This window comes from Micromonospora sp. HNM0581 (assembly GCF_012726175.1).
Taxonomy (GTDB): domain Bacteria; phylum Actinomycetota; class Actinomycetes; order Mycobacteriales; family Micromonosporaceae; genus Micromonospora.
Genome location: NZ_JAASAD010000018.1, coordinates 69,112 through 96,008, shown reverse-complemented (window position 1 = coordinate 96,008; position 26,897 = coordinate 69,112). Strand labels below are relative to the sequence as shown.

27 protein-coding genes are annotated in these 26,897 nt (G+C 70.5%); 6 read left to right on the top strand and 21 right to left on the bottom strand.

Features of this window, described 5'->3' with window-relative positions:
• Positions 1-596: 596 nt before the first annotated feature.
• On the bottom strand, positions 597-1,883 hold the full coding sequence (tyrS, locus tag HCA58_RS19625) for a tyrosine--tRNA ligase (RefSeq protein WP_169599302.1): 1,287 nt from the start codon (positions 1,881-1,883) through the stop codon (positions 597-599).
• Between the two features lie 98 nt (positions 1,884-1,981).
• On the opposite strand from tyrS, the gene HCA58_RS19620 reads away from it, so the two are divergent.
• The 4 genes from HCA58_RS19620 to HCA58_RS19605 all read left to right on the top strand — a co-directional run bounded on the left by HCA58_RS19620 (position 1,982) and on the right by HCA58_RS19605 (position 4,457).
• Entirely contained in the window at positions 1,982-2,395 is a 414-nt protein-coding gene (locus HCA58_RS19620; protein WP_169599301.1) for a PaaI family thioesterase, read from the top strand.
• Between the two features lie 157 nt (positions 2,396-2,552).
• On the top strand, positions 2,553-3,779 hold the full coding sequence (locus HCA58_RS19615) for a divalent metal cation transporter (RefSeq protein WP_169599284.1): 1,227 nt from the start codon (positions 2,553-2,555) through the stop codon (positions 3,777-3,779).
• Positions 3,776-4,156, top strand: coding sequence for a hypothetical protein (locus HCA58_RS19610; RefSeq protein WP_169599283.1), 381 nt, complete (start codon positions 3,776-3,778; stop codon positions 4,154-4,156). The genes HCA58_RS19615 and HCA58_RS19610 overlap by 4 nt, the downstream gene beginning before the upstream one ends.
• Complete coding sequence (locus tag HCA58_RS19605; RefSeq protein WP_169599282.1) at positions 4,143-4,457, top strand: PRC-barrel domain-containing protein; 315 nt, start codon at positions 4,143-4,145, stop codon at positions 4,455-4,457. The genes HCA58_RS19610 and HCA58_RS19605 overlap by 14 nt, the downstream gene beginning before the upstream one ends.
• A 43-nt stretch (positions 4,458-4,500) precedes the next feature.
• Here the strand turns inward: HCA58_RS19605 and HCA58_RS19600 are convergent, their stop codons facing one another.
• The 3 genes from HCA58_RS19600 to HCA58_RS19590 all read right to left on the bottom strand — a co-directional run bounded on the left by HCA58_RS19600 (position 4,501) and on the right by HCA58_RS19590 (position 7,191).
• The gene (locus HCA58_RS19600) at positions 4,501-5,871 is read right to left on the bottom strand and encodes a hemolysin family protein (protein ID WP_169599281.1); all 1,371 of its coding nucleotides are present in this window, start codon (positions 5,869-5,871) and stop codon (positions 4,501-4,503) included.
• 135 nt (positions 5,872-6,006) lie between these two features.
• Entirely contained in the window at positions 6,007-6,642 is a 636-nt protein-coding gene (locus HCA58_RS19595) for a hypothetical protein (RefSeq protein WP_169599280.1), read from the bottom strand.
• Between the two features lie 48 nt (positions 6,643-6,690).
• The gene (locus HCA58_RS19590) at positions 6,691-7,191 is read right to left on the bottom strand and encodes a GNAT family N-acetyltransferase (RefSeq protein WP_346776050.1); all 501 of its coding nucleotides are present in this window, start codon (positions 7,189-7,191) and stop codon (positions 6,691-6,693) included.
• Between the two features lie 422 nt (positions 7,192-7,613).
• On the opposite strand from HCA58_RS19590, the gene HCA58_RS19585 reads away from it, so the two are divergent.
• Both HCA58_RS19585 and HCA58_RS19580 read left to right on the top strand, forming a co-directional pair.
• Complete coding sequence (locus tag HCA58_RS19585; protein ID WP_169599278.1) at positions 7,614-8,510, top strand: universal stress protein; 897 nt, start codon at positions 7,614-7,616, stop codon at positions 8,508-8,510.
• A gap of 67 nt (positions 8,511-8,577) precedes the next feature.
• A complete protein-coding gene (locus HCA58_RS19580; protein ID WP_169599277.1) occupies positions 8,578-9,423 on the top strand; it encodes a universal stress protein in 846 nt (281 codons plus the stop codon).
• A gap of 34 nt (positions 9,424-9,457) precedes the next feature.
• Here the strand turns inward: HCA58_RS19580 and HCA58_RS19575 are convergent, their stop codons facing one another.
• The 17 genes from HCA58_RS19575 to hisG all read right to left on the bottom strand — a co-directional run bounded on the left by HCA58_RS19575 (position 9,458) and on the right by hisG (position 26,889).
• Positions 9,458-10,576 carry an LLM class flavin-dependent oxidoreductase gene (locus tag HCA58_RS19575; protein WP_169599276.1) on the bottom strand — a complete coding sequence of 373 codons (1,119 nt, stop codon included), beginning with the start codon at positions 10,574-10,576 and terminating at the stop codon, positions 9,458-9,460.
• Positions 10,577-10,737: 161 nt separating this feature from the next.
• Entirely contained in the window at positions 10,738-11,325 is a 588-nt protein-coding gene (locus HCA58_RS19570; RefSeq protein WP_169599300.1) for a DNA-3-methyladenine glycosylase, read from the bottom strand.
• Between the two features lie 152 nt (positions 11,326-11,477).
• Positions 11,478-12,941, bottom strand: coding sequence for an argininosuccinate lyase (gene argH / locus HCA58_RS19565; RefSeq protein ID WP_169599299.1), 1,464 nt, complete (start codon positions 12,939-12,941; stop codon positions 11,478-11,480).
• A gap of 58 nt (positions 12,942-12,999) precedes the next feature.
• Positions 13,000-13,524, bottom strand: coding sequence for an arginine repressor (locus HCA58_RS19560; protein ID WP_346776049.1), 525 nt, complete (start codon positions 13,522-13,524; stop codon positions 13,000-13,002).
• Positions 13,525-13,629: 105 nt separating this feature from the next.
• Complete coding sequence (gene argF / locus HCA58_RS19555) at positions 13,630-14,556, bottom strand: ornithine carbamoyltransferase (protein ID WP_169599274.1); 927 nt, start codon at positions 14,554-14,556, stop codon at positions 13,630-13,632.
• The gene (locus HCA58_RS19550) at positions 14,553-15,803 is read right to left on the bottom strand and encodes an acetylornithine transaminase (protein ID WP_240956495.1); all 1,251 of its coding nucleotides are present in this window, start codon (positions 15,801-15,803) and stop codon (positions 14,553-14,555) included. Before HCA58_RS19550 ends, argF begins: the two co-directional genes overlap by 4 nt.
• Positions 15,803-16,687: an acetylglutamate kinase gene (gene argB, locus HCA58_RS19545; RefSeq protein WP_169599273.1), complete on the bottom strand. Its 885-nt coding sequence runs from the start codon at positions 16,685-16,687 to the stop codon at positions 15,803-15,805. The genes HCA58_RS19550 and argB overlap by 1 nt, the downstream gene beginning before the upstream one ends.
• Positions 16,688-16,742: 55 nt before the next feature.
• On the bottom strand, positions 16,743-17,912 hold the full coding sequence (gene argJ, locus HCA58_RS19540) for a bifunctional glutamate N-acetyltransferase/amino-acid acetyltransferase ArgJ (protein WP_169599272.1): 1,170 nt from the start codon (positions 17,910-17,912) through the stop codon (positions 16,743-16,745).
• Entirely contained in the window at positions 17,909-18,910 is a 1,002-nt protein-coding gene (gene argC / locus HCA58_RS19535; RefSeq protein ID WP_169599271.1) for an N-acetyl-gamma-glutamyl-phosphate reductase, read from the bottom strand. The genes argJ and argC overlap by 4 nt, the downstream gene beginning before the upstream one ends.
• 200 nt (positions 18,911-19,110) lie before the next feature.
• On the bottom strand, positions 19,111-21,687 hold the full coding sequence (gene pheT, locus HCA58_RS19530) for a phenylalanine--tRNA ligase subunit beta (protein ID WP_169599270.1): 2,577 nt from the start codon (positions 21,685-21,687) through the stop codon (positions 19,111-19,113).
• Positions 21,688-21,723: 36 nt separating this feature from the next.
• Positions 21,724-22,791: a phenylalanine--tRNA ligase subunit alpha gene (gene pheS / locus HCA58_RS19525; protein WP_169599269.1), complete on the bottom strand. Its 1,068-nt coding sequence runs from the start codon at positions 22,789-22,791 to the stop codon at positions 21,724-21,726.
• A gap of 222 nt (positions 22,792-23,013) precedes the next feature.
• The gene (locus HCA58_RS19520; RefSeq protein WP_169599298.1) at positions 23,014-23,811 is read right to left on the bottom strand and encodes an RNA methyltransferase; all 798 of its coding nucleotides are present in this window, start codon (positions 23,809-23,811) and stop codon (positions 23,014-23,016) included.
• A 65-nt stretch (positions 23,812-23,876) separates the two neighbouring features.
• The gene (gene rplT, locus HCA58_RS19515) at positions 23,877-24,269 is read right to left on the bottom strand and encodes a 50S ribosomal protein L20 (protein WP_169599268.1); all 393 of its coding nucleotides are present in this window, start codon (positions 24,267-24,269) and stop codon (positions 23,877-23,879) included.
• Positions 24,270-24,301: 32 nt separating this feature from the next.
• Complete coding sequence (gene rpmI / locus HCA58_RS19510) at positions 24,302-24,496, bottom strand: 50S ribosomal protein L35 (protein WP_169599267.1); 195 nt, start codon at positions 24,494-24,496, stop codon at positions 24,302-24,304.
• A 20-nt stretch (positions 24,497-24,516) separates the two neighbouring features.
• Positions 24,517-25,161: a translation initiation factor IF-3 gene (infC, locus tag HCA58_RS19505; protein WP_169599266.1), complete on the bottom strand. Its 645-nt coding sequence runs from the start codon at positions 25,159-25,161 to the stop codon at positions 24,517-24,519.
• Positions 25,162-25,507: 346 nt separating this feature from the next.
• Entirely contained in the window at positions 25,508-25,978 is a 471-nt protein-coding gene (locus HCA58_RS19500; RefSeq protein ID WP_346776048.1) for a PH domain-containing protein, read from the bottom strand.
• Between the two features lie 65 nt (positions 25,979-26,043).
• Entirely contained in the window at positions 26,044-26,889 is an 846-nt protein-coding gene (gene hisG, locus HCA58_RS19495) for an ATP phosphoribosyltransferase (protein ID WP_169599265.1), read from the bottom strand.
• Positions 26,890-26,897 lie beyond the last annotated feature (8 nt).

Genomic DNA, 26,897 nt, shown 5'->3' with positions numbered 1-26,897 from the left:
TCAAACTCTCCAACAAAAACCTGGAAAACAATCCCGACAACAAAATAATGCTGCCAAAACAAAAAACTTGGCACTGGCTTATCAAGCACCCTGTTGAGTTCTCAAAAAACAACCACACACCATCAAAGCAACCCACCAAGGGCCACCATCCGGGGCACCACACCCGACCACAACCGCACCGGGCACTCCTACTACGTTACTCGGCGGTTTCTGCCGTGTCAAACCGGTTCGCACCGATCTGTCGCAACTTCCACCAAATCCGAGCACCACAATCCGCCCGGCTCACCACCGTGCGACTTGTGGGTCGGCAGGCCAGCCGCCGCGGTCTCCCGCTAGCGCGCCTGGGTCCCTGCCGGTCGAGAACCTTACCCGGTCGGTTCCGCCTCACCAAATCCGCCTCCCGGCGGATCCGGGGCACCGCCCGGCTCGGACGGGATGGGCATCGCCCACTCCGTACCGAAGGGTTCGCCCTCGCTCCGGCCTAGGGCTTTCGCCCCCTTCGTCCGTTCCGCGCTGGCAGAGAGAAAGTTACGCGTCCAGCGGATCGATCGTCAAATCCACCGGACGCGTCCCGCGTCACACCCGCCTGCCAGCGCTCAGGAGCCGACCTCCACTCCGGCGAAGGAACGCTTCCCCCGCCGCAGCACGAGGTATCTGCCGTGCAACAGATCCGCCGACGACACCACGGCGTCCGCCGCGACGACACGAGTGTTGTTGACGTACGCGCCACCCTCGGCGATCACCCGTCGGGCCTCCTTCATGCTCGGCACCAGGCCAGACTCCTTGAACAGGGCAGCCACCTCGGGTAGCCCTTCGAGGCGTACCAGCCCGGCTTCGGTGAGCGCAGCGCGTAGCGTCGCCGGGGATAGATCATCGAGGGATCCCCGGCCGAACAGTGCCTGACTGGCGGCGACCACCTGCGCCATCTCCCGCTCACCGTGCACCAGGGTGGTCAGCTCCTCGGCGAGAGCACGCTGAGCTGCCCGAGATGCCGGCCGCTCGACGGTCTCCTTCTCCAGCTCCTCCAACTCGGCCCTACCGCGGAAGCTGAAGTACCGCAGGTAACGGCCCACGTCCCGATCGTCGACGTTGATCCAGAACTGGTAGAAGGCGTACGGACTCGTCATCTCGGGATCGAGCCAGATCGCGCCACCCTCGGTTTTGCCGAACTTCGAGCCGTCCGACCTGGTCACCAGCGGGGTGGTGAACGCCTGGACCGGCCCGAGCCCGCGCCGCCTGACATAGTCGACTCCAGCGGTGATGTTGCCCCACTGGTCCGAACCACCGAACTGAAGCTGACAGCCGTGCCGTCGGTGCAGCTCGAAAAAGTCGTTCGCCTGCAGCAGCTGGTAACTGAACTCGGTGAAGCTGATCCCACTCTCCAGCCGGGCTCGGACCACCTCCCGGGCCAACATCCGGTTGACCGGGAAGTGCTTGCCCACGTCACGCAGAAACTCCACCACCGACATCTCGCCGGTCCACTCCAGATTGTTGACCAGGCTGGCGGCATGATCCCCGGTGTACGACACGAAGGGAGCGAGCTGGTCACGAATCCGTCGCACCCAGCTCGCCACGACCTCCGGCGGATTGAGGGTCCGTTCCGCGCTCTCCTTCGGGTCGCCGATCTGCCCGGTGGCGCCCCCGACCAGCAACAGCGGCCGATGCCCGGCGAGTTGGAGACGACGGGCGGTGGTGACCTGCATCAGGTGGCCGACGTGCAGGCTCGGCGCGGTCGGGTCGAAGCCCACGTAGAAGGCGGTTCCCGGACCGTCGAGCAACGCCCGCAACTCGTCGGGGTCGGTGGAGTCCTGGAGCAGACCCCGCCAGCGCAGGTCATCGGTCAGGGCGTTCCGCCTCGACGGCGAAAGGGTGCGGTCGGTCACGGTCACCGATTCTCCCCCATCAGCCTGGTACGGCCCTACCGGGATCCGGCGGACGGCACGACACTAGGCTGACTGGGCTCAAGATCATGGAGGTGACCATGGACATGTCGACGATGGCAGGCGGCTTCTTCAACCTGCTCGGGCTGGAGCTGGACGAGGTGAGCGGGGACCGGGTCACGATCCGCTGGCAGATCCGCCCGGAGCTGCAACAGCCCTACGGGATCCTGCACGGCGGGGTCCACTGCTCGGTGGTGGAGACCGCGGCCAGCATCGGTGCAGCTCTCTGGCTGGGTGAGCGCGGACAGGTCGTCGGAGTGTCGAACCAGACCGACTTCCTGCGCGCCGTACGCGAGGGTGAGCTGGTCGCGGTCGGTACCCCGGTGCACCGGGGGCGGAGTCAGCAGCTGTGGCAGGTCGAGATCACGGACGTGGCCGGGCAGCTGGTAGCGCGGGGGCAGGTGCGCCTCCAGAATCTCTACCCGGCTGCCGACCGACCGGACCCACCGAGCTGACGGCGCGCAGCGGACGACAGCACGCGGGCGACTCGGAGCTGGGCGGGATCGCAGTGCCACCCCTGGTCGTACCTGCAGCGAGACTGCGCCCGTTTCGCACAGACAATGACTTTGGTGGCGTTATCGTCGCACCGATGACCGAGCCCACCCCGCCGACGTGAGGAAGCTCCTCGCCGCCACACTCGGGATCCTGTCCGCGGTCGGCGGCTTCGTCGACATCGGTGACCTGGTCGCCGCCGGCCAGGCCGGTGCCCGCTTCGGCATGGCGCACACCTGGGTGCTGCTGCTCGGGGTCGTCGCCATCTGCGCGTACGCGGAAATGGCCGGACGGATAGCGGCGGTGACCGGCCGTGCGGTGTTCGACCTCATCCGGGAGCGGCTCGGCGCCCGGATGGCACTGCTCAACCTGGTGGCGTCGTACCTGGTCACGGTGATCACCCTGGCCGCCGAGCTGGGCGGGGTGGCACTGGCGTTGCGGCTGGCCACCGGTGTGCCCTACCTGCTCTGGGTGCCGGTCGCCGGGATCGCGGTCTGGCTGGTGCTGTGGCGGATGCGGTTCCCGGTGATGGAACGGGTCTTCGGGCTGGCCGGGCTCGCCCTCGTCGTGTTCGCCGTCGCTCTGTTCTGGCTGCCTACCGACTGGGCGGCCCTCGGCCGCAGTGCGGTGGCACCCGAGGACTCCGGTCACGGGTGGGGGGCGTACTGGTTCGTCGCGGTGGCGCTGTTCGCCTCGACCGTCAGCCCGTACGAGGTCTTCTTCTTCTCCTCCGGCGGGGTCGAGGAACGGTGGAGCACCGCCGACCTGGCCGACAACCGCTTCGGCGTGCTCGTCGGCTTCCCGATCGGCGGTTTCCTCGCCCTGTCACTGATCGCCACGGCTGCGGTGGTGCTGCGACCTGCCGGTCTGTCGGTGGACAGCCTCGACCAGGTCGCCCATCCGGTGGTGCTGGCCTTCGGCGCGGCCGGCCTGGCCGTGGCGGCCTTGGCGTTCTTCGCGGTCACCTTCGGCGCCGCACTGGAGACGGGCCTGGCCGCCGCGTACGCCGCCGCGCAGTACTTCGGCTGGCAGTGGGGCAAACGGGTCAGCCCACACGAGGCCGCCCGATTCCATACAGTGCTGCTGGTCAGCGTGCTGCTCGCGGTACTGCTGCTGCTCACCACCGTCGACCCGGTGACCCTCACCGAATACATGCTCGTCATGAGTGCGGTGGCGCTGCCGCTGACCTACCTGCCGATCCTGGTGGTCGCCAACGACCGCACCTACCTTGGTGACCGGGTCAACAGCCGGATACTCAACCTGCTGGGTGCGGTGCTGCTGCTCGTCATCCTCGCTGCCTCGATCGTCGCCGTACCACTGGCGATCGGTACGAGGATGGGCCAGTGAGGATCCAGGTCAGTCAGGAACTACTCGACCGGCAACTCGTCGACCGCGACGGTCGGCTGGTCGGCAAGGTCGACGACGTGGAGTTCGCCCTCGACGCCGACGGGGTGCCGTACCTGCGGTCGTTGCTGAGCGGACCGGGGGCCCTCGGGCAGCGGGTCGGTGGCCGGCTGGGCCGGATGCTCGTGATCGCCGCCGAGCGGTTCGTCACGGACCGACCGATGGCGCCGCTACGCATCCCGTACGCGCTTGTCGGTCGGGTCGACAGTGCGGTGTGGTTACGGGTGCGGGCCGACGAACTGCCCACCTCGCCGGTGGAGCAGTGGTTGCGCCGCCACCTCGTCGATCGGATTCCGGGAGCCGACCGTGCGAGCGGGTGACCTGCTGGGCCGGACCGCCTACGACCACCAGGATCGCCGCCTGGGCCGGGTGGTGGACCTCGTCGTACGTGGTCCCGCTCAGGGCCCGCTGCGCTTGACCGACCTGGTCGTCACTCGACACTGGTACGGCCGGTTGAGTGGGCGGCTGATCGGTCCGCAACGGCACCCGTCGGGCCCCTGGGCGATCCGTGCGCTGGCCCGGCTGCTCGCTCGGAGCACCTGGCAGTTGCCGGTTCACGGGGTGCGGTTGGACCCGCCGCTGCCTGACGACTCCGAACCGGAACGTGCCGCACGAAGCTGAGTCGGAGCAGGCCCGGACCGGCTCGACCAACCCCGAACGGTTCTCAGCGCCGCGTGCCGTCCAGCACCGACGGGGCCTCGGCAGGCTGCGCAACGGGCTCGAGCGGCGCGTCCGTCTCGGGGGCGTCCGGCTCTACGGACTCCGCTGCCGCCCGGCGTAGCCGGAGACCGGAGACCGCCCGTTCGTCAGCGACAGTCACCTCCAGCCGCCAGCCGTCGACGGTCAACTGCTCCCCGGAGCGGGGAATCCGACCGAGACCGGCCAGGAGCAGCCCGGCGACGGTGGTGTAGTCGCCGTCCGGTCGTCCGGGCAGATCCACGCCGATATCGGGCAGGTCGTGGACCGGAAAGGTGCCCGGCAGCAGCAGCGCACCGTCAGCGTCGCTACGAACCGCTCCGACGTCCCGGTCGGTCTCGTCGTAGATTTCCCCGACGATCTCCTCGAGGATGTCCTCGAGGGTGACGATGCCCTCGACGGCACCACGTTCGTCGACCACCAGGGCCATGTGCTGTCGTTCGGCCTTGAAGCGGCGCAGCGCGTCGACCACCGGCACCGAGTCCGGTAGCAGCAACGGCGGGCGGGCGTACTCGTCGACGGGCTGGTCGTCACCGACGCCGACCAGGTCCCGCAGGTGGATGACGCCCACCGAGTCGTCCAGGCCGCCGTGACGTACCACCGGCGCACGGGAGTGGCCGGAGGCGGCCAGCACGAGTCGGGCAGCCTCCGCCGTGGTACCGCTGTCCAGGCAGAAGACCTGCAGTCTTGGCACCAGCACCGCCCGCAGCCTCCGCTCGGCGATCTCGACGGCACCGGCGATGATGGTCTGCTGCTCCTTGGTGAAACCGTGGTGGCCGGCCACGATGTCGCGCAGCTCGTCCGGGCTGATCTCGTCGCGCTCAGGTTTCGGGTCCAGGCCGAACAGCCGCACCACCAGGTCACTTGTGGCACCGAGCACCCACACGACCGGCCGGGTCAGGGCGGCGAGCAGGTCCAGCGGGCGGGCGACGAGCAGCGCCCACCGCTCCGGGACCTGCATGGCGATCCGTTTCGGGGCCAACTCACCGAATACCAGGGTGACGAAGGTCAGCACCAGGGTGACCAGAACCACGGACACCGGGCTGGCTGCCCGACCGAAGACACCCTCCAACAACGGCACCAGCGGTCGAGCCAGCGACACCGCGGCGGCGGCCGAAGCCAAGAACCCGGCCAGGGTGATACCGATCTGGATGGTGGCCAGGAAGCGGTTGGGGTCGCGGGCCAGCCGGGCCAGCACCCGACCGGTGCGCCCGGTGCGTTCCAGCCGCTGGAGCTGGCTGTCACGCAGCGACACCAACGCCAGCTCGCTGCCGGCGAAGATCGCGTTCACCACGATCAGAACTGCGACCAGGGCCAGCTGGCTCCAGTAGCTCTGCACGCCTGGTTCTCCCTCGCTGGACCGCGCCCCGTGGCGCCGCCGGTGGCGACCCCGCCGACGTAGCGGTGCCTATGCCCACTTGTCACGACGACGAATCATCGCCCTGCAGAGAGGGGGTCGGAACCGTACGAACGCTCAGTCCTGCGGCAGTGCCGGGGCCGGCAGGTCCAGGACGTACGACTCGCCGGCCCGACGGAACCCGAGGCGGTGGTAGTACGGGGCGACCATCCCCGGTGGGCTGAGCACCTGGCGGAATCCGCGGTCGGTGAACAGGCTGCTGCGCCGGTAGACGAACTCGCCGGGGGTGAAGTCGCGGAAGGAAGGGGTGACGTAGTCCAGGTCGACCTGGGCCACCCCGCCGCCGACGTCGCGTACCAGTACCACACCGACGACCTCGTCGGCGCGTACGACGAGGAAGGCCGCACCTGCGGTCAGTTCGTCGGCACGGAAACCTGGATTGAACCGGGCGATGTCGGCGGCGTGCACCCGCAGCGTGTGAGCCAGGAAGGCGTCCTCGACGTTGACCTCGACCACCTGGTACGTCTGCTCGTCGTGGCGGGTGGTGAGCAGTCGCCGCAGATACCAGATGTTGATCACAGCCAGTACCACGTTCAGCCCCACCATGGGCCAGACCCGGATCGTGGCGTTGTAGCCGATCAGGACGGCACAGCCCACCAGGTTGAGGGCGCGCAGCCGCAGGATGCGCGTCTGCAACAGCGACCAGACCAGCAAGGCGGAGCCCGCCCAGCCGACCAGTTCCAGCCAGTTCACCCCGCGAGGGTAGTCGCCGCCCTGGTCAGCCGCGTTGTCAGGGGCAGATCATCGCGGGTCGGTGCCGGGTGACGCCGGCAGTTCCAGGACGTACTCGTCGATCTCGTGACCGCGGCCGGGAGCGTACCCCCGGCCGGTTTCCCGCACGACGAAGCCGCAGCGGCGCAGGACGGTCAACGACCCGGCGTTGTCGGTTGCCGTCCGCGCGAACAGCGGTCGACGCGTGACCTCCCGCAGCAACGCGGCCAGGGCACGGGTGGCGTAGCCGCGGCCCCAGCACGCCGGGTCGATCCAGTAGCTGACCTCGATCGTCTCGCCGACCGGAAAGGCCAGCACGTGACCGACCACCGCGCCGTCGACGGTCACCGTGCGGGCCAGGTTCTCCCCGCCGGTGAGGATACGGACCCAGTGCGCGGCGAACGCTCGCCGGTCCGTCGGGTCCTCGGCACCGAAGGCGGCCATCCAACTGGCCGTCGGGTCGAGTTGGTGGACGAAGAACTCCACCAGGTCGTCCTCACGTACCGGACGGATCCGCAGGTCATCGGTCACCGACCGACCATACGCGGCTCGCCCCGGCGCGACGCCACCTGATCGGTGCGCCTCGGTGAACACGCTCGGTGTCGTTGCCGCCCCGTGGATCGGACGCGGGCAGCAGCCACCCGGTTGTCGCTCAAGCCACGAGACCATGTCGACGGGGCCGGGAGCGGCAGGGCCGTTGGGCCCGGGTCGCGCAGGCGGATCGCCCCTGCCGGGCGGCACCCGGCGTCGACGAGGCTGTCGTCGAGGGCGCGCCGCCGGGGTGCGCCCGTGCACAGGGGGGCGGACAGTGACCGGACAGGTCCAGATCGCGGACGGGGAGGTTCACCGGACGAGCACCGTCGTGGCGGCCCTCGGCGCACACCGGACACCGACCTGTCCACGCTGACACCGTCGGTGAGCGAGGCTGACAGCGGAGTCGAGAAGGAGATGCGATGACCAGCAACAGCGGCGCCCCCGTCGTGGTGGGCGTGGACGGTTCCGAGATCGCTCTGCACGCGGTGCGGGCCGCCGCGCGGGAGGCAGCGTACCGGCGTCGTCCGCTGCGGATCGTGCACGCGTTCATTTGGCCGCTGATGGGGGTGCCGCTCGGCCCGGCACCGGGTGCGCCGGTCGACGGTGGGCTGCGTGGCCAGGCTGAGCGGTATCTGGCCGAGGCCCTCACCGAAGCCGGGAAGGTGGCCCCGGAGGTGGTGGTGACCGGTGTGGTGATCGACGGGACGGCGAGTGCCGTCCTGCTCGCCGAGGCCCGGGACGCGGCTCTCGTCGTCCTCGGTAACCGGGGGCTGGGCGGCTTCGCCGAGTTGTTCCTCGGCTCGGTGGCCGTACAGGTCAGTGCTCACGCGGACAGCCCGGTGCTTGTGGTTCGCGGTGCTTCGCGTGCGGACGGGCCGGTGGTGGTGGGCGTCGACGGTTCTCAACTGTGCCAGGAGGCGGTCAGGTTCGCCTTCGAGGAGGCGGCGTGGCGCGGCAGCGAACTGGTCGCGGTGCACGCCTGGCTCTACCCGACTCCGGCCGGTCCCGGTGACGTCCTGCCCCTGGTCTACGACTTGGACGCTTTCCGCGACGAGGAGGAACGCCTCCTCGCCGAGGCGGTGGCCGGCTGGTCCGAGCGCTATCCGGAGGTGCCGGTGCGACGGCGGCTGGTGCGCGGTTCCCCTGGTCGGGCACTCGTGGCGGAGTCCCGTACCGCCCAACTGGTGGTGGTGGGCGCGCGGGGACGCGGCACGCTGGGTGGGCTGCTGCTCGGTTCGGTCAGCCACGCCGTGCTGCACCACGCCCACGCCCCGCTGGCGGTCGTCCGGAAGCTGCGTACGGTCGTGGGGGCCTGACCGGTGGTGTGTCGACGTGCCCAGGCGACAGGACGACGTCGACAATGAACCCTGACCGACCCGTGGAGTGACGATGAATCGACCTGTGGTGGTGGGGGTGGACGGATCGCCGCCGAGTCTGGTGGCCGCGGAGCACGCGGCACAGGCGGCAGTGTGGCGGTCGCGCCCGCTGCATCTGGTGCACGGCTACCTGCACCCGCTCGGCTACGGCGTGCCGATCAACCCGTACGAGGTGGGCGTTCCGGCAGCGTCGGAGGACGGCCGCGCGATGCTCGAACAGGCCGCCACCGAACTTGTGGACCGGTGGCCGGGGTTGACGGTCGAGGTGCGTCAGGTGGCCGGCGGGCCGGGCGCGACCCTGGTCGAAGAGTCCCGGCGGGCGGAGCTGCTGGTGGTGGGTAGCCGCGGCCTGGGCGGTTTCGCCGGGCTGCTGCTCGGCTCGGTCGGCACTCAGGTGGCCGCGCACGGGCACTGCCCGGTGCTGGTGATCCGCCCGCCCGACCGTCCGATCCCGTCCGAAGGTCCGGTGCTGGTCGGGGTGGACGGTTCGGAGTCGGCCGAACTCGCCGTCGGTCACGGCGCGGAGGAAGCTGGCCGGCGCGGCGGGACGCTGGTGCTGGTGCACGTCGCCGGCGAAGGCGACGACGACGGGGAGGCGAGGGCGCTGCTCGCCACCGCCGGTGCGGCGGCGCGGGGCAGCCGGCCGGGACTGGTCGTGGAGGAGCGGGTGGTCGTCGCCCCCAAGCCCGATCAGGCGCTTGTCGAGGCGACCGGGGACGCGGCGCTGGTGGTGGCCGGATCGCGGGGTCGGGGTGGCTTCGCCGGGCTGCTGCTCGGCTCGGTCAGTCAGACGCTGGTGCAGCACGCCCGCTGCCCGGTGCTCATCGCCCACCCGCACCAGCCGGAGCAGTGAGTACCGGCCGAGACCACGGCGAGGGTACGCACGGTCATCGGGCGGCCTCCGGTGCCCGACCAGTGACGGCGTGGACGGTGCTGTCGCCCCCGGCCAGCAGTGACGCGTGGGTCGGGGCCAGCGGCACGTGCGCCGGCCGAAGCGAATCGAACTCCTTGCGCAGCACCGGCACCACCTCCTCGCCGAGCAGATCCAGTTGCTCCAGGACCGTCTTCAACGGCAGCCCGGCGTGGTCGACGAGGAACAGCTGCCGCTGGTAGTCACCGACGTAGTCACGAAAACTGAGGGTACGGTCGACGACCTGCTGCGGGCTACCCACGGTCAGCGGGGTCTGCGCGGTGAAGTCCTCCAGCGAGGGGCCGTGCCCGTAGACCGGCGCGTTGTCGAAGTAGGGGCGGAACTCGCGTACCGCGTCCTGGGAGTTGCGCCGCATGAACACCTGGCCACCCAGTCCCACGATCGCCTGGTCGGCGGTGCCGTGTCCGTAGTGTTCGAAACGCTGCCGGTACAGGCCGACCATCCGCCTGGTGTGCTCGGCGGGCCAGAAGATGTGGTTGGCGAAGAAGCCGTCGCCGTAGTAGGCGGCCTGCTCGGCGATCTTCGGGCTGCGGATGGAGCCGTGCCACACGAACGGCGGTACGCCGTCGAGCGGACGCGGCGTGGCGGTGAACGACTGCAGCGGGGTGCGGAACTTGCCCTTCCAGTCGACCACGTCCTCGCGCCACAACCGGCGCAGCAGGTCGTAGTTCTCGATGGCGAGCGGGATGCCGTTGCGGATGTCCTGCCCGAACCAGGGGTAGACCGGCCCGGTGTTGCCCCGGCCCATCATCAGGTCGACCCGGCCGTCGGCGAGGTGTTGCAGCATCGCGTAGTCCTCGGCGATCTTCACCGGATCGTTGGTGGTGATCAGCGTGGTCGCGGTGGACAGCAGCAGCCGTTCGGTGCGGGCTGCGATCCAGCCCAGCATGGTGGTGGGCGACGAGGGGACGAACGGCGGGTTGTGGTGCTCGCCGGTGGCGAAGACGTCGAGGCCGACCTCCTCGGCCTTCAGCGCGATAGTGATCATCGCTTTGATCCGTTCGGCCTCGGTGGGTTCCCGGCCGTTTGTCGGGTCGACCGTGACGTCGCCGACGGTGAAGACTCCGAACTGCATGACCGCTCCCTCGTGTCGTCCGACCGGGCGGATGGCGCCCGACGCCCCCGACAACATATTTGACGAGTCAACTATTCCGTGCGCTCCCCCTGCACAGGTGTCGCCCGTCACGCCCTGCCCCGGCCCGCCCGCGACCGGCAGCGCCGTCGCCGACAACGAAGTCAGGTTCGGCGTCGCGGCACGTGCCGGCGGTACGGGCTGACAGTCGGGTCGCCGGTGATCCAGAACCGCCACGGCACCTCGTGCGCCGCGGCCACCCCGACCCGTGGACCGGCTGAGACGGCCGACGCCCCGACCAGGCGGGTCGGTGGCGTCAGCAGCAACGGTCCGGTCCCGTCGAACATGCAGGTGCCGTTCGCCGCCGCGTCGACGCCGAGCGCGACCACCAACCGAGCCGGCCCCCGGGCAAGATCGCGGTCGGCCACCTCACCGCGCCGCTTGCGCGCCAGGTCCACACCCTCGACCACCTCACCGGCACGCAACAGGACCGCCGCCGCCTCCCCCACACCGCCGCAGACGACGTTCAGGCACCAGTGCACACCGAACACGAAATACGTGTACGCGCGGCCCGCCGGGCCGAACATCACCGTCGTGCGGGGCGTCGGCCCACGGTGCGCGTGCGAGGCGGGATCCACACCGGTGCCGGCGTACGCCTCGACCTCGGTCAGCCTGACCCGCACCCCGTTGGCCGACAGCTCCCAGCCCAGCAGGCTCCGCGCCGTCTGCGCGACGTCGGCAGCCGGGGCCATCAGCCAGGGATGCTCCACACCTCCAGGAAACCCGGCCCACGCGTGACCGGCAACCTGACCTGCCGTCCCGGTAGTCGCGGGACAACTGTCGCCTCGGCGCCCCAAGGCAGCAGCATCCCCGCAACTACACGAGGAACGCGACGGGGCGCGGGTCAGCGGGGGACGACCGGCTCAGCGGACCATTCCCGCCAAGTCGTCAGCTGGTCGGCGGCGGTGGCGAGCTGATCGGCCACCGGGCCGGGACCCGTGGAGCCGGGCGTGGTGCGGGCGGCCAGCGCCGAACGGACCGACAACACGTCGCGGACGCCCGGGTCGAGGTGCTCGCTGACGGTGGCCAGGTCGGCGTCGGAGACCTCGTCGAGGGCGCAGTCCCGCGCCACGCAGAGCGCCACCAGCTTGCCGGTGATCTCGTGCGCGTCACGGAACGGCACACCCTTGCGAACCAGCCAGTCCGCGACCTCGGTGGCCAGGGAGAATCCCACCGGCGCGGCGGCGACCAGCCGGTCGACACGTACCGTCATCGTGGAGATCATTCCGGCGAGCGCCGGCAGTAGCAGTTCCAGGGTGTCGACCGCGTCGAATGCCGGCTCCTTGTCCTCCTGCATGTCCCGGTCGTACGTCATCGGCAGGCCCTTGAGCATCGTCAACACGGCGACCAGCCCACCGACGAGCCGACCCGACTTGCCCCGCGCCAGCTCGGCGATGTCCGCGTTCTTCTTCTGCGGCATGATCGACGAGCCGGTGGCGAACGCGTCGTCCAACTCCACCCAACCGAACTCCTGCGACGTCCAGAGCACCACCTCCTCGCCGAGGCGGGACAGGTGCACCCCGATCATCGCAGTGACGAAGAGGAACTCGGCGACGAAATCCCGGTCGGCGACCGCGTCCATCGAGTTGGCGAAGGACGTCCGGAACCCCAACTCCTTCGAAACCGCCACCGGATCCAGCGGCAGCCCCGAACCAGCAAGTGCCCCCGCGCCGAGCGGACTGACCGCAGCCCGGTGGTCCCAGTCGCGGAGCCGCTCCAGGTCCCGCAGCAACGGCTGCACGTGGGCGAGCAGCCAATGGCCGAAGGTGACCGGCTGGGCGTGCTGCAGATGGGTCATGCCGGGCGCGGCGGTGTCCACGTGCCGCCCGGCCTGCTCGACCAGCGCCTCTGCTAGCTCCACCAGCCGTGCGGCCACACCCCGGGCATGATCGCGCAGGTAGAGCCGCAGGTCGGTGGCGACCTGGTCGTTGCGAGACCGGCCGGCGCGCAGCTTGCCGCCGAGACTGCCGAGCCGTTCCAGCAGGCCACGCTCCAGGGCGGTGTGCACGTCCTCGTCGTCGACCGTGGGACGGAACGCACCCGAGGCGCAGGCGGCCTCCAGGTCGTCGAGGGCGGCGAGGACCCGGCCCAGCTCCTCCGGGTCGAGCAGGCCGGCACCGGCCAGCACCCGGGCGTGCGCCCGGGAACCCGCGATGTCGTACGGGGCCAACCGCCAGTCGAACTGCACACTCACCGACAGGCGAGCCAGAGCCTCCGACGGGCCGCCGGCGAACCGGCCCCCCCACAGGCTCGTCCGGTTGGCCGCCACGCTGTTCTCGGTAAGGCTCTTGTCGTCCACCCGGTCAATTGTGGTCCCCACGATCAGTCGCCCCCCAACCGGGCACCCACCTCTGGCACAACCTCGGTCATGGGCTACCGCTCCCTTCGGTGTTGTCGTCCCGGCGCGCCCAGCCGGCCAGCCGTTCACCGAGGGCGGCGCCACCGTCGGCGGCACGCGCCACGACGAAAATGGTGTCGTCACCGGCGATGGTGCCGACGACGTCCGACAGCCCCGCCCGGTCCAGCGCGCTGGCCAGGTAGTGGGCAGCGCCCGGCGGGGTACGCAGGACCGCGATGTTGCCGCTGGAATCGACCTCGTTCAGCAGCTCGCGCAGCAGCCGCACCAGGCGGGCCGGTGCCGCCTCGGTATCACGCAGCGGGCGGTGGCCGTCCTCCGGAATGGCGTAGACGGCTCTGCCGTCTCCACCGCGAACGGTGACCGCACCGAGTTCCTTCAGGTCCCGCGAGAGGGTGGCCTGGGTGACCTGGACGCCCTCCTCACCGAGCAGCTCGGCCAACTCGGTCTGCGAGCGGACCTCCCGGCCGCGGATCAACTCGACGATACGGGCGTGCCGGGCACCACGGGTCAGCGGCGCGGTCACCGTCGACACCTTCCGTGCCCGACTGCGGGACTCCGCTCCGCTGCGTTCCTCGCGGTCACCGTCGACACCTTCCGTGCCCGACTGCGGGACTCCGCTCCGCTGCGTTCCTCGCGGTCACCGTGACTCCCGGAGCAGGAACGTCAGCAGGGCCTTCTGGACGTGCAGCCGATTCTCCGCCTGGTCGAAGACGGCACTGCGTGGACCGTCGAGCACCTCATCGGTGATCTCCTCACCGCGATGCGCCGGCAGGCAGTGCAGCACGACGGCCTCCGGCGCGGCACTGCCGAGAAGCGCCTCGTTCACCTGGTAGGGCAGGAACGGGGTGCGGCGGTCAAAGCCGTCAGTCTCCTGTCCCATCGAAGTCCAGGTGTCGGTCGCCACCACGTCGGCGTCGCGGACGGCGGCGACCGGGTCGACGAGCACCCGCACCGAACCACCTGTGCCGGCGGCGATCGTCTCGGCGCGGGCCACCACCGCCGCGTCGGGATGGAACCCGACCGGGCCGGCGACCCGAACGTTCATCCCGGCTGTCGCACCGGCAAGCAAATACGAGTGGGACATGTTGTTGGCCGCGTCCCCGACATAGGCGAGCGTCCGCCCCGCCGTGCCGCCACACCACTCGCGGACGGTGAGCAGGTCCGCGAGCAGCTGACACGGGTGGAACCCGTCGGTCAGCGCGTTGACCACCGGCACGGTGGCTCCGGCGGCCACCTCGGCGATCCGGTCGTCGCCGTGGGTGCGCAGCACGATCGCGGCCACGTATCGGGACAGCACCCGACCGGCGTCGCCGAGCGACTCGCCCCGGCCGAAGTGGGTGACCTGGGTGTCCACCACCAGGGGATGGCCACCCAGTTCGGCGATGCCAGCGTCGAAGGAGATCCGGGTACGCAGGCTCTGCTTGTCGAATAGCACCGCCACCGAGCGCGGACCCGCCAACGGCGTGAACGCGAAACGGTCGGCTTTCATCCGGTCAGCCAGGTCGAGCACCGCGAACTGCTCGTCCGGCGTCAGGTCGTCGTCGCGGAGGAAGTGCCGGATCACCTGGAAGCCCCCCTCGGCGTCGGAGCAGCAGCCGGGAACGGGCCGTCCGGCGGCCCACCGTCGGTGCCGCGTTCCATGTCGGACGCCGCCACGGTGAGGGCTGCCGGCAGCGCCTCCAGGAAGGCGTCGACCTGGGCTGTGGTGAGGATCAACGGAGGCGCCAGGCGGATCACGCCGGGCTGGATCGGGTTGACCAGGAAACCGGCCTCGCGCAGCGCCCCGGCGAGAGCGGCGGACACCGGCGCGGTCAAGGTGACGCCGAGCAGCAGCCCCGCACCGCGTACGCCGGCCACCAGTGGATGACCGGAAGCCTCGATCCCCCGACGCAGCCGCTCGCCGATCCGCTTCACATGGTCGAGCAACCCCTCACTGGCGATCGTCGAGATCACGGCCAGGGCGGCGGCACAGCTGACCGGATTACCGCCGAAGGTGCTGCCGTGGGAACCGGGCGCGAGCAGGTCGGCGGCCGGGCCGAAGGCAAGAGTCGCACCGATCGGCAGCCCACCGCCGAGCCCCTTGGCCAGGGTCACCACGTCCGGCTCGACGCCGTCGGCCTGATGGGCGAACCAGTGCCCGGTCCGGCCGACACCCGTCTGCACCTCATCGAGCACCAGCAGGGCACCATGCCGGGAGGTGATCCGCCGTGCCTCGGCGAGGTATCCCGCAGGCGGCACGACCACACCGTTCTCGCCCTGGACCGGTTCCAGGATGACCATGGCCGTGGCGTCGCTGACCGCCGCGTCCAAGGCGGCCACATCACCGTACGGGACATGGGTGACCTCACCCGGCAGCGGCCGGAACGGATCGGCCTTGGCCGGTTGGCCAGTCAGGGCGAGAGCGCCCATGGTGCGACCGTGGAAGCCGCCGACGGTGGCCACCACACCGGTGCGACCGGTGCACCGGGAGAGCTTGAACGCCGCCTCGTTGGCCTCGGCGCCGGAGTTGGCGAAGAACACCCGGCCCGGCCGGCCGGCGAGCGCCAGCAGCAGCTCGGCGAGCGCCACCGGCGGTTCGGAGACGTACAGATTGGAAACGTGACCGAGCGTGGCTACCTGTTTCGACACGGCCGCCACCACCGCCGGATGTGCATGCCCGAGGGAGTTGACGGCGATGCCGCCGAGCAGGTCGACGTACTCCCGGCCGGCCTCGTCCACCACTACCGCGCCGGAGCCGGCCACCAGCGCCAGCGGCGGCGTGCCGTAGTTGTCCATCATCGCCTGCCGCCAACGGCTGACCAGTGCGCTCATCAGGGAATCACCATCGTTCCGAAGCCTTCCGAAGTGAACACTTCCAGCAGGGTGGAGTGGGCGACACGACCATCCACGACGTGTGCGGCCGGCACTCCCCCGTTGACGGCCCGCAGGCACGCCTCCATCTTCGGCACCATCCCCGACTCCAGCGACGGGAGCAGCTTCGCCAACTCGTCGGTGCTGATCTCACTGAGCAGACTCGACGTGTCCGGCCAGTCGGCGTACAGACCGGGCACGTCGGTGAGCACGACGAGCTTGCGTGCCCGCAGGGCGACCGCGAGGGCGGCGGCAGCGGTGTCGGCGTTCAGGTTGTGCAACACCCCGTCCACGTCCGGTGCCACCGTGGAGATCACGGGGATCCGACCGGCCGCGATCAGGTCGTCCACCGCCGACACGTCCACCGATTCGACGTCGCCGACCTGACCGACGTCGACCGGCTGCCCGTCGACGTACGCGGACCGTCGCACCGCCGTGAACAGCCCGGCGTCCTCGCCGGAGAGACCGACCGCGAACGGACCGTGCGCGTTGATCAACCCGACCAGTTCGCGACCCACCTGGCCGACCAACACCATTCGGACCACGTCCATCGCCTCCGGGGTCGTCACCCGAAGACCACCCCGGAACTCGCTCCGGATGCCCAACCGGCCGAGCATGGCCGAGATCTGCGGGCCACCACCGTGTACCACCACCGGTTTGAGCCCGGCATAGCGCAGGAACACCATGTCGGCGGCGAAGGCCCGCCGAAGTTCCGGGTCGACCATCGCGTTGCCGCCATACTTGATCACGACTGTGGAGCCGGACAGGCGAGCCAGCCAGGGCAACGCCTCGATCAACGTGGCGGCCTTGGCCTGGGCGTGAGCCAGATCGGAGCTCAGATTCACCGCTTCGACCCTCCGTTGGCGACTACCGGACTCCGCTGCGCTGCGTTCCTCGCGCTCACGTTGAGTAGGCCGAATTCTCGTGCACGTAGGCGTGCGACAGGTCGTTTGTCCACACCGTCGCCTCGGCGGCACCAGCGTGCAGGGCGATCCGGATGGTGACGTCCCGGCCGGAGAGATCGACTTTCGAGCGGTCCTCGGCGGCAGCGCCGGCCCGACATACCCAGATGCCGTTGACCGCCACGTCGACGGCATCCGGGTCGAAGGCCGCGGCGGTGGTACCGACGGCGGCCAGGATCCGACCCCAGTTCGGGTCGTTGCCGAACAGTGCCGTCTTCACCAGGTTGTTGCGGGCCACCGCCCGACCGACCTCGGCGGCGTCGTCGTCGGTGGCAGCGTCGACCACCTCGATGGCGACCTGTTTGGTGGCACCTTCGGCGTCGCAGAGCAGTTGCTGGGCCAGGTCGTGGCAGGCGGCGGTGACTGCCGACGTCAGCTCCGCCGCGCCCGGTGTGACCCCTGAGGCACCGCTGGCCAGCAGCAGAACCGTGTCGTTCGTCGACATGCAGCCGTCTGAGTCGACCCGGTCGAAGGTGACCCTGGTGGCGGCCCGCAGCGCGGCGTCGAGCACCTCCGGTGCGGCCACCGCATCGGTGGTGAGGACGCAGAGCATGGTGGCCATGGCCGGGGCCAGCATGCCGGCGCCCTTGGCCATGCCGCCGACGGTCCAGCCGTCACCGGCGACGACAGTTGTCTTCGGTCGGGTGTCCGTGGTCATGATCGCCTCGGCGGCGGCCGGACCGCCCTCCCGGGCCAGCCCGCGCGCCGCAGCATCCACCCCCGAGAGCAGAGCCGGCATCGGCAGTCGCTCGCCGATCAGCCCGGTGGAGCAGACCGCCACCTCACCGGCACCGATCTGACGCACGTCGGTGGCGGTCAACGCGGCGGCGGTGTGCTCGGCGGTGGCATGGGTGTCCTGGAAGCCGGCCGGTCCGGTGCAGGCGTTGGCACCGCCGGAGTTGAGCACCACCGCCCGCACGACGCCGCCACGGACAACCTGCTGGGTCCAGAGCACCGGCGCGGCCTTGACCCGGTTGGCGGTGAAGACCCCGGCGACACCGGCGTCGGGGCCGTCGTTCACCACAAGTGCCACGTCCGGGGCACCGCCGGTCTTGAGGCCGGCGGCAACCCCTGCCGCCCGGAACCCCTCGGGTGTGGTCACGGTCATGGCGCGGTCCCCCACACGGACAGGCCCGTGGTCTCGGGCAGACCGAACATCAGATTGGCGTTCTGCACCGCCTGGCCGGCAGCGCCCTTGCCGAGGTTGTCAAGCGCGGCGACCACGATCAGCCGGCCGGAGTCGACATCCATGGTGGCCTGCAGGTGACAGGAGTTGCCACCGAGCGTGGCGGCGGTGTGCGGCCACCGTCCCTCCGGCAGCAGGTGCACGAACGGTTCGTCGGCGTACGCCTGCGCCAGTACCGCTCTCGGGTCGGACCGACCGGTCGGCAGCGCGGTCACCGTGGCCAGGATGCCGCGTGGCATCGGTGCCAGCACGGGGGTGAAGGACATCCCGGTCGCCCCGGTGGCCTGCTTGATCTCGGGTACGTGCTGGTGCGCGCCCACCTTGTAGGGCGACAGGTCGCCCATCACCTCGCTTGCCAGCAGATGCGTCTTCGCGGCCCGGCCCGCGCCCGAGGTGCCCGACGCGGCGACGACGACCACGTCGTCGGGGCGGGCGGCACCGGCAGCGATCAGCGGGGCCAGTGCGAGGGTGATCGTCGCCGCGTAGCAGCCGGTGCTGGCCACCCGTTCGGCGCCGGCGATCCGCTCCCGCTGGCCGGGTAGTTCGGGTAGGCCGTAGGTCCACGCGCCCGCGTGCGGACCCCCGTAGTAGCGGGCCCAGGCGTCCGCGTCCACGAGCCGGTGGTCGGCGCCGAGATCGACGATCCGGACCCCGGTTGGCAGTCTCGCCGCCAGGGCAGCGGACTCACCGTGCGGGAGGGCGAGGAAGACCAGATCGGCCTCGGCCAGCACCTCCGGCGTGGTCTCACCGAGAGCCACGTCCATTCCGGTCAACTGTGGGTGTACGGCGTCGAGGCGTTGCCCGGCCTGACGGTGCGCGGTGGCGGCGATCAGGTCGAAGTCGGGATGCCCGGCAAGCAGGCGGAGCAGTTCACCACCGGCGTACCCACTCGCCCCAGCAACCGCGGCCCGAATTCCCATACCTACCTCCGCATTAATATGCAACGAAGGTTAACAGGGTCGACGCTCGTACTGCAAGTTCATACGAGAAGCCGTATGGTAATGAACTTGTCGAGTGGGCCGCTCCCCAGTCTGCCCCTGGCGACCACGCGGGTCACCCCGGACCGACCCCTCTTCCACGCCCGCAGGCGGGACGCCGAGAAGGGGTCGGTCCGCACAGGTCAGGCGCCGCGAAGGGTAGCGCCGTGGCGTTCGGCCGCCCGGGCGACCGCAGCGTCGCGGGCAGCCACCGCCTCCTCGACCGTGAGCGTCCGGTCCGGCGCTCGGAAGGTGAGCTTGTAGGCAAGCGACTTGCGTCCGGCGCCGAGTTGCTCCGAGGCGTACACGTCGAACAGGCTGACCGACTCCAACAGCTCACCGGCGCCCTCGACGAGTGCCCGGCGCACCAGGGCCGCCGGCACCGACTCGGCCACCACGAGCGCCACGTCGATCAAGGCCGGCGGGAACGTCGACACCGACGGAGCACCCACCGGTGGGGCCGGCGGCAGGGCATCCAGGTCCAGCTCCATGGCGCAGGTCCGCCTCGGCAGCTCGAGCGTCGCCACGACCTGCGGGTGCAGCTCACCGGCGTGACCCACCACCGTCCCGTCGACGAGCAGTTCCGCGCAACGGCCCGGATGCCAAGGAGCGTACTCGGCCGCGCGCACCTCGACCTGCCGGTCGGGCATCCCGGCGGCGGCCAGCACCACACGGCCCGCCTCGACGGCATCCGCCCAGCCTGCCGCCCGTCCGCCGCCCCACCAGCCGGCCGGCTCGACGTCACCGGTGAGCACCACGGCGACGTGCCGGGGCTGACGCGGCACCACCGCGTCGGCGGCGGCGAACTCCGCATCGGTGGGACGCCGGTCCACACCCATCACCGGCGGGCTACCGGCGTCCGGTCGGGGATGGAAAACGGTACCGACCTCGAACAGGGACAGATCCCGCAGGCCACGGCCGAGGTTGCGCCGGACGATCCCGAGCAGCGGACCGAGCAGCGTGGTGCGCAGCAGTGGCTCCTCCTCCGACAGCGGGTTGGCCAGCCGCACCGCCCGGCGGCGTGGATCGTCGGCTGGCATACCCAACTGGTCGGCCAGCCCCGTGGCGACGAACGGGTGGGCCAGTACCTCGACGTGACCACGCTCGGCCAAGGCGCGGGACACCGCCCGGTGGCGACGCTGCTGCCAGGTCAGACCCCGGCCGGGCGGCGCCGTCGGCAGCACCGACGGCACCCTGTCGTACCCGTCGAGGCGGACCACCTCCTCGACCAGGTCCGCCGGGTCGGTCAGATCGGGCCGCCAGGTAGGCGGGGTGACGCTGAGTGTCTCGCCGCCACCGGCGGCCACCGCCACCTCGCCCGGGTCCTCGACCAGCCGGTCGGTACCGCGCCTTACGGTGCAGCCGACCTGCTCCAGCAGGGCGACCACCCGGGCCGGTGGGTAGTCCACGCCGATGCGCCGGCTGGGCAGGTCGGCCGGCAGGAAGATCGGGGTACGCGGCCGCACGTGGTCGACGTCCAGCACCTGCTCGCTGGCGGTGCCTCCCGCGTACTCGGTGAGCAGCCCGACCGCCCGGTCCAGAGCGACGAGCGGCAGCGCCGGATCGACCCCGCGCTCCCAACGCTTCGCCGCCTCGCTGAACAGCTTGTGCCGGCGGGCGGTGCGGCCGACCATCGCCGGATCCCAGTGCGCGGCCTCGAAGAGCACGTTGACGGTACCCGGCAGGACCTCGCTCGTCTCACCGCCCATCACGGCGGCGAGTGAGATCGGCAGCCCGTCACCGGAGGCGGCGAGCGGGTTCGGCAGCCCGGCGTCGCAGATGACCATGTCTTCCGGCACGAGGGCCCGGGTAACCCCGTCGAGCGTGGTCACTTTCTCCCCCGCCACCGCCCGGCGAACCACGAGCGGGCCGGTGAGCCGGTCAGCGTCGAAGGCGTGCATCGGCTGACCGAGTTCCAGCATCACGTAGTTGGTGATGTCCACCGGCAACGAGATGCTGCGGATGCCGGCGACAGTGAGCCGCTGCCGCATCCACCCGGGACTCTGCGCCGTCGGGTCGACGCCGCGCACCATCCGGGCCGCGAACCGGTCGCAGCCGACCGGGTCGCGCACCTCGACCGGGTACGCCGGCTCGGCGGTGCCGGGTGTCGCGGGTACCCGGCCCCGGTCCCGGTAGTCGACACCGAGGGCGTGCGCCAACTCGCGGGCGAGCCCGCGCAGCGACATCTGGTAGCCCCGGTCCGGGGTGATCTCCACCTCGACGATGACGTCGTCGAGGCCGACCACCGGACGCGCGTCGTCGCCAGGCTCGGCCACCACGTGCTCGGGCAGCACCAGGATGCCGGCGTGATCGTCGCCGATGCCCAGTTCCCGCACCGAGCAGATCATGCCGTTGGAGTTGCGCCCGTACGTTCTGCGGGCACCGATGGCGAAGCCGCCCGGCAGCACACCGCCGGGCAGGATCACCACGACCCGGTCGCCGGGGGCGAAGTTACGGGCACCGCAGACGATCTCCTGCGGCTCGCCGGTGCCGTTGGCGGAGCCGACGTTCACCCGACAGAACCGGATCGGCTTCTTGAAGCCGGTCAACTCCTCGATGTCCATCACCTCGCCGACCACCAGTTGCCCGGTGACCGTGCCGGCCAGATCCACGATGGACTCGACCTCGATGCCGAGGTCGACAAGGGCCCGCTCCAACTCGTCTACGGGCAGGTCGGGAATCTCGACGTACTCCCGCAACCAACTGAGAGAAACTCGCATGATGTGTAACCACCGTCTCCGTAACTCGCGCCCGCACTAAGCCCCGTGGCCGAACGCCCGGGTGAACCGGACGTCGCCCTCGACCAGGTCCCGCATGTCGCCCACCCCGTGCCGGAACATCACGGTGCGGTCGATGCCCATGCCGAAGGCGAAGCCGGAGTAGACCTCGGGATCGATGCCGCAGGCCCGCAGCACCCGTGGATTGACCATGCCGCAGCCACCCCACTCGACCCACTGCGGGCCCTTGCGGTGCTCCGGAAACCACACGTCGAACTCGGCGGACGGCTCGGTGAACGGGAAGTAGTGCGGCCGGAACCGGGTCCTGGCACCCGACCCGAACATCGCCCGAGCGAAATGGTCGAGGGTGCCGCGTAGATGCGCCATCGTGATGCCCTTGTCCACCACCAGGCCCTCCACCTGGTAGAAAACCGGGGAGTGGGTGGCGTCCAACTCGTCGGTACGGTAGACCCGACCCGGAACGACCACGTAGATCGGTGGGGTACGGGTGAGCATGGTGCGCGCCTGCACCGGCGACGTGTGGGTACGCAGCACCAGACCGGAGCCCGGCGGCGCGACGTGGAAGGTGTCCATCAGGCCGCGCGCCGGGTGGTCGGCCGGGATGTTCAACGCGTCGAAGTTGGTCCACTCCAACTCGGCCTCCGGCCCCTCGGCCACCTCGTATCCCATCCCGATGAACAGGTCGCTGACCTGCTCCATCAGCAGTGCGATCGGGTGCCGGGAGCCACGCGGACGCCGGTCGTACGGCAGCGTCACGTCGACCCGTTCGGCGACCAGGACCCGTTCGGCCTGCTCGCGCTCCAGCACCTCGACTCGGGCGGCGAACGCCTGTTCGATGGTGCGGCGGGCCTCGTTCACCCGCTTGCCGGCGTCGGCCTTGGCGGCCGGCGGTAGCGCGCCGATCTCCCGGCGGGCCAGCGAAACCAGCGCCCGGTCACCCAGATGGGCCGGGCGCACCGCGGCCAGCGCGTCGGGGTCACCGGCGGCGGCGAACGCCTTCTCGGCTTCGGTCACGGCCTCGGCCAGGGCGGCCGGGTCGAGCAGGGCGACCTGCTTCGGATCGTACGGATCGTTGCGGTAGGACATGGCGTACGGGCACTCCCTCACGACGGCGCCGGCCCTCGCGGGCGGCTAGGCGAGTCTACGGACGTGCGGCTGTGCCGCAGCCCGCCGGTGGGAGTCGTGTGGAGAACGGGTCAGACCCGCCGCCCGCCGACACCGGCGGGCTGGCTAAACGAACGCCGTGGCGCGTTCACCATCAGGGCCGCATCTCCTCGTCATGCACCTGAGAAACACAGGTGACCTCGGTCAGCGCTGTGCTCTCGCCGAAGCGTACAGGCAGACAGCCGCCGCCGCAGCCAGGTTCAGGCTCTCGGCCCGCCCGTGCAACGGCACCCGTACCCGGGCATCGGCGGCCTCGGCCAGCTCGGCGGGCAGTCCGTGCGCCTCGGAGCCGAACAGCCAGGCGGTCGGTGCGGTGAGCCGGCCGGCGTCGGCCAGATCGTCGAGATCGGTCTCGCCGTAGCCGGTCGCGGCGAACACGACCAGACCGGCCGCACGGGCAGCGGCGAGCACCGCGACCGGGTCCGGTTCGCGGATCACGTCGAGGTGGAACAGGCTGCCCGCCGACGACCTGACGCACTTGCCGTTGTACGGGTCGACGGCGTCACCGGCGAAGAACACCGCGGTGGCGCCGGCCGCGTCGGCGGTGCGCAGCACCGTTCCGGCGTTGCCCGGGTCCCGGATCCCGGCGAGCACGGCCACCAGGCGGGGACTGCGGGACAACGCGCGGACCAGGGACACGTCGAGGTGCCGGCAGACGGCGACCAGGCCCTGCGGGGCGACGGTCTCGGCGAGCGCGGCGAGCGCCTCGTCGGTCACTTCGGACACGGGTACGTCGTCACCGGCGGCGACCGCCGCCAGGTCGGCGTACCGGTCGAGGGCGGTGGGGGTACCGAACAGTTCCAGCACGGTGCGGGGGCGGTTCAGTGCCTCCCGGACCGCCTGTGGTCCCTCGGCCAGGAACCGGCCGGTGGCGTCGCGTTCGCGGCGACGGTGCAGTCGACGCGCGGCCACCACCCGGGGCGTACGCGGTGTGAAGAGCATGGTCTCGACCACGCGCGTGAGGCGCCCCCCGTCGCTGAGGGACGCCTCGCTGCGCTGTCTGGAACTCAGGCGGCCTGTGCGGGCGCGCCGCCGGTGCCCTCGGCCTGCACGGCGGCGCGGGCCAGCTCGACGATCGCCGCGAACGCCGCGGTGTCGTTGACGGCCAGGTCGGCCAGGATCTTGCGGTCGACCTCGATGCCGGCCAGGCGCAGGCCCTGGATCAGCCGGTTGTAGGTCATCCCGTTGGCACGGGCACCCGCGTTGATCCGTTGGATCCACAGCTGCCGGAAGTCGCCCTTGCGGTCACGACGGTCCCGGTAGGCGTACTGCATCGAGTGCAGCACCTGCTCCTTGGCCTTGCGGTACAGCCGGGAGCGCTGACCGCGGTATCCGCTCGCGGTCTCCAGCAGGGTACGACGCTTCTTCTGGGCGTTAACAGCCCGCTTGACGCGTGCCATCTCAACTCCTTCTTGGATTCAGGTGGCGCGCGTCAGCGGCCGAGCAGCTTCTTGATGCGCTTGACGTCAGCCTTGGCCACCTCGACCACGCCCGTCAGCCGGCGGGTGCGGGTGGAGGGCTTCTTCTCCAGGTTGTGACGCAGACCGGCCTGCTGCTTCGTGAGCTTGCCCTTGCCGGTCACGCGGACCCGCTTGCCCATCCCCGTGTGGCTCTTCATCTTCGGCATGTGGAACGTCTTCTCCCCTGTTACCGACCGCCGGTGTCGGCGGTCGTGCCGGTCTCACCGGCTGCTGCGCTCTCGCTGGTCACCGCAGCTTCGGCGGCCGCGGCGGGCTCCTCCGCGGTCCGCTCGCGGGGTCCACCACGAGACGCCGTGGCGGCGACCGCGGAGGCCTTGACGGCCCGGTGCGGAGCGAGAACCATGATCATGTTTCGGCCGTCCTGCTTCGGAGCGGACTCCACGTATCCCAGTTCCGTGATCTCGGACTCGAGCCGGCGCAGGAGCCGGTAGCCCAGCTCCGGACGGCTCTGCTCGCGACCGCGGAACATGATCGTCACCTTGACCTTGTCGCCGGCCTTGAGGAACCGCACCACGTGACCCTTCTTGGTCTCGTAGTCGTGCGGATCGATCTTCGGTCGGAGCTTCATCTCCTTGATGACGGTCTGCTGCTGGTTACGCCGCGCTTCGCGCGCCTTCAGTGCGCTCTCGTACTTGAACTTGCCGAAGTCCATGAGCTTGCACACCGGCGGGCGCGCCATCGGCGCAACCTCGACCAGGTCCAGATCGACGTCCGCGGCCAGCTGAAGGGCGCGCTCCAGCGGGACGATGCCCACCTGCTCACCCTCGGGGCCGACCAGCCGGACCTCACGTGCCCGGATCTGCTCGTTCACGCGTGGTTCGACGCTGATGGGGCCTCCTCGAGTCGGATCTTCATGCGTGGCCGACCCGGCGGCTCCCGGCGGGAACCGGCCCGGAAAGTAGAAGGCCCCGGCGTATGCCAGGGCCCGCTCGACCGGTCGGCACGATCACAGGATCGCGCATCCGGCGCCGGGACGTGCCCGGAACCGGTGACCGGACCCGGACGCCGCAGCCGGCGACTCGGGTGGGAGCGGGCGCTCCACTTTCACAGCCGCCCTAACAGTCGGACAGCCTGGTCGACTCGATTACACTACACCCTCGGTAATCAGGACCCCAAACCGGCCAGGGGATCACTCGCCAGGCACCGCGCGAAACCGATCAGCGGGCCGAACGCTCCGTCACAGCCGCCAGGTGCGCCTGGTGCAGGCGGCGCAGGGCGCGGACGCCGTCGACAGCGAACTGCTTGTCGGCGGCCTGCAGGGCGACCACCGGCAGCAGGTCGTCGTCGTGCAGCTCCAGGGCCGCCCACGGCGCACCCCGGTCGAACCGAACACCGCGGACGACCTCCCAGGGCAACTCGTACGAGCCGACGATGTTGCGGACCCGCACGCCCCGCAGATCCGCCTCGACCCGGGGGCGGGTGAACAGCAGCGTGCCCAGGGCGAACAGGACCCCCAACCCGATCATGGCGAACTGGTCACCGCGTTGGAAGGTGCCGTACCCGTTACCGGTGGACCCGGTGAGCGTGGTGGCGATCAGGGCGAAGACCACGACCAGCAGGATGGCCGACACCCAGCAGACCAGCCGAATTCGCCGGGGTCGCACCCGGACCACGTCGCTGACACTCACCCCACCAGTCTGCCATCCGGCCGTACCCGGGCAGCCACCGCCACACAGGCCCGGCCTTGTCCGGGTCAGAGCCGGCAGGCGTGAAGGTTCGTCACCAGGATCGCGCGGGCGCCCAGTTCGTAGAGTTCGTCCATGATCTGGTGCACGTCGTCGCGGAGCACCATGGCCTGCACCGCCACCCAGCCCTCCCGATGCAGCGGCGAAACCGTCGGCGACTCGATGCCGGGAGTGAGCGAGCTGGCCCGATCCAGCAACCCGGCCGGCACGTCGTAGGCGAGCATCACGTAACGGCGTGCCACCAGAACCCCGTGCAGCCGGCGCAGCAGCTGCTCGGCCTGCGGGTGGGGGGGCGCGCCGGTACGCCGAACCAGCACCGCCGAGGACTGCAGCAGCGGCTCACCGAAGACCACCAGACCGGCCTGGCGCAGGGTGGCCCCGGTCTCGACCACATCGGCGACCACGTCGGCGACACCCAGCCGGATGGCGTTCTCCACCGCACCGTCGAGGCGGATCACGTCGGCCTTGACGCCCAGCTCGGCGAGGTGCCGCTCCACCAGCCCCGGGTAGGCGGTGGCGATCCGGTGCCCACCCAGCTCCCGTACGTCGTCGACGTCGTCGGGCCGGGCGGCGAACCGGAAGGTGGCCCGCCCGAAGTTCAGGTCGACGACCTCCTCGGCCGGTGCGCCGGAGTCGATGAGCAGGTCCCGGCCGGTGATGCCGACGTCCAGGTCACCGGAGCCGACGTAGGTGGCGATGTCCTTCGGCCGTAGGTAGAAGAATTCGATGTCGTTAGCCTGGTCACGGCAGACCAGGTCCTTGGTGTCGGTGCGCTGGCGGTAGCCCGCCTCACGCAGCATCTGGGCAGCCGAATCGGCCAGGGCGCCCTTGTTCGGTACGGCGACACGCAGCATGACGGAGT

What these genes read in the sequence shown, in the direction of transcription:
- HCA58_RS19620 (WP_169599301.1), top strand. Translation starts at nt 1,982, where the DNA reads ATGGACATGTCGACGATGGCAGGCGGCTTCTTCAACCTGCTCGGGCTG.
- HCA58_RS19585 (WP_169599278.1), top strand. Translation starts at nt 7,614, where the DNA reads ATGACCAGCAACAGCGGCGCCCCCGTCGTGGTGGGCGTGGACGGTTCC.
- HCA58_RS19575 (WP_169599276.1), bottom strand. Translation starts at nt 10,576, where the DNA reads ATGCAGTTCGGAGTCTTCACCGTCGGCGACGTCACGGTCGACCCGACA.
- HCA58_RS19570 (WP_169599300.1), bottom strand. Translation starts at nt 11,325, where the DNA reads ATGGCCCCGGCTGCCGACGTCGCGCAGACGGCGCGGAGCCTGCTGGGC.
- HCA58_RS19550 (WP_240956495.1), bottom strand. Translation starts at nt 15,803, where the DNA reads ATGAGCGCACTGGTCAGCCGTTGGCGGCAGGCGATGATGGACAACTAC.
- argJ (WP_169599272.1), bottom strand. Translation starts at nt 17,912, where the DNA reads ATGACCGTGACCACACCCGAGGGGTTCCGGGCGGCAGGGGTTGCCGCC.
- argC (WP_169599271.1), bottom strand. Translation starts at nt 18,910, where the DNA reads ATGGGAATTCGGGCCGCGGTTGCTGGGGCGAGTGGGTACGCCGGTGGT.
- pheT (WP_169599270.1), bottom strand. Translation starts at nt 21,687, where the DNA reads ATGCGAGTTTCTCTCAGTTGGTTGCGGGAGTACGTCGAGATTCCCGAC.
- pheS (WP_169599269.1), bottom strand. Translation starts at nt 22,791, where the DNA reads ATGTCCTACCGCAACGATCCGTACGATCCGAAGCAGGTCGCCCTGCTC.
- HCA58_RS19520 (WP_169599298.1), bottom strand. Translation starts at nt 23,811, where the DNA reads ATGCTCTTCACACCGCGTACGCCCCGGGTGGTGGCCGCGCGTCGACTG.
- rplT (WP_169599268.1), bottom strand. Translation starts at nt 24,269, where the DNA reads ATGGCACGCGTCAAGCGGGCTGTTAACGCCCAGAAGAAGCGTCGTACC.
- rpmI (WP_169599267.1), bottom strand. Translation starts at nt 24,496, where the DNA reads ATGCCGAAGATGAAGAGCCACACGGGGATGGGCAAGCGGGTCCGCGTG.
- hisG (WP_169599265.1), bottom strand. Translation starts at nt 26,889, where the DNA reads ATGCTGCGTGTCGCCGTACCGAACAAGGGCGCCCTGGCCGATTCGGCT.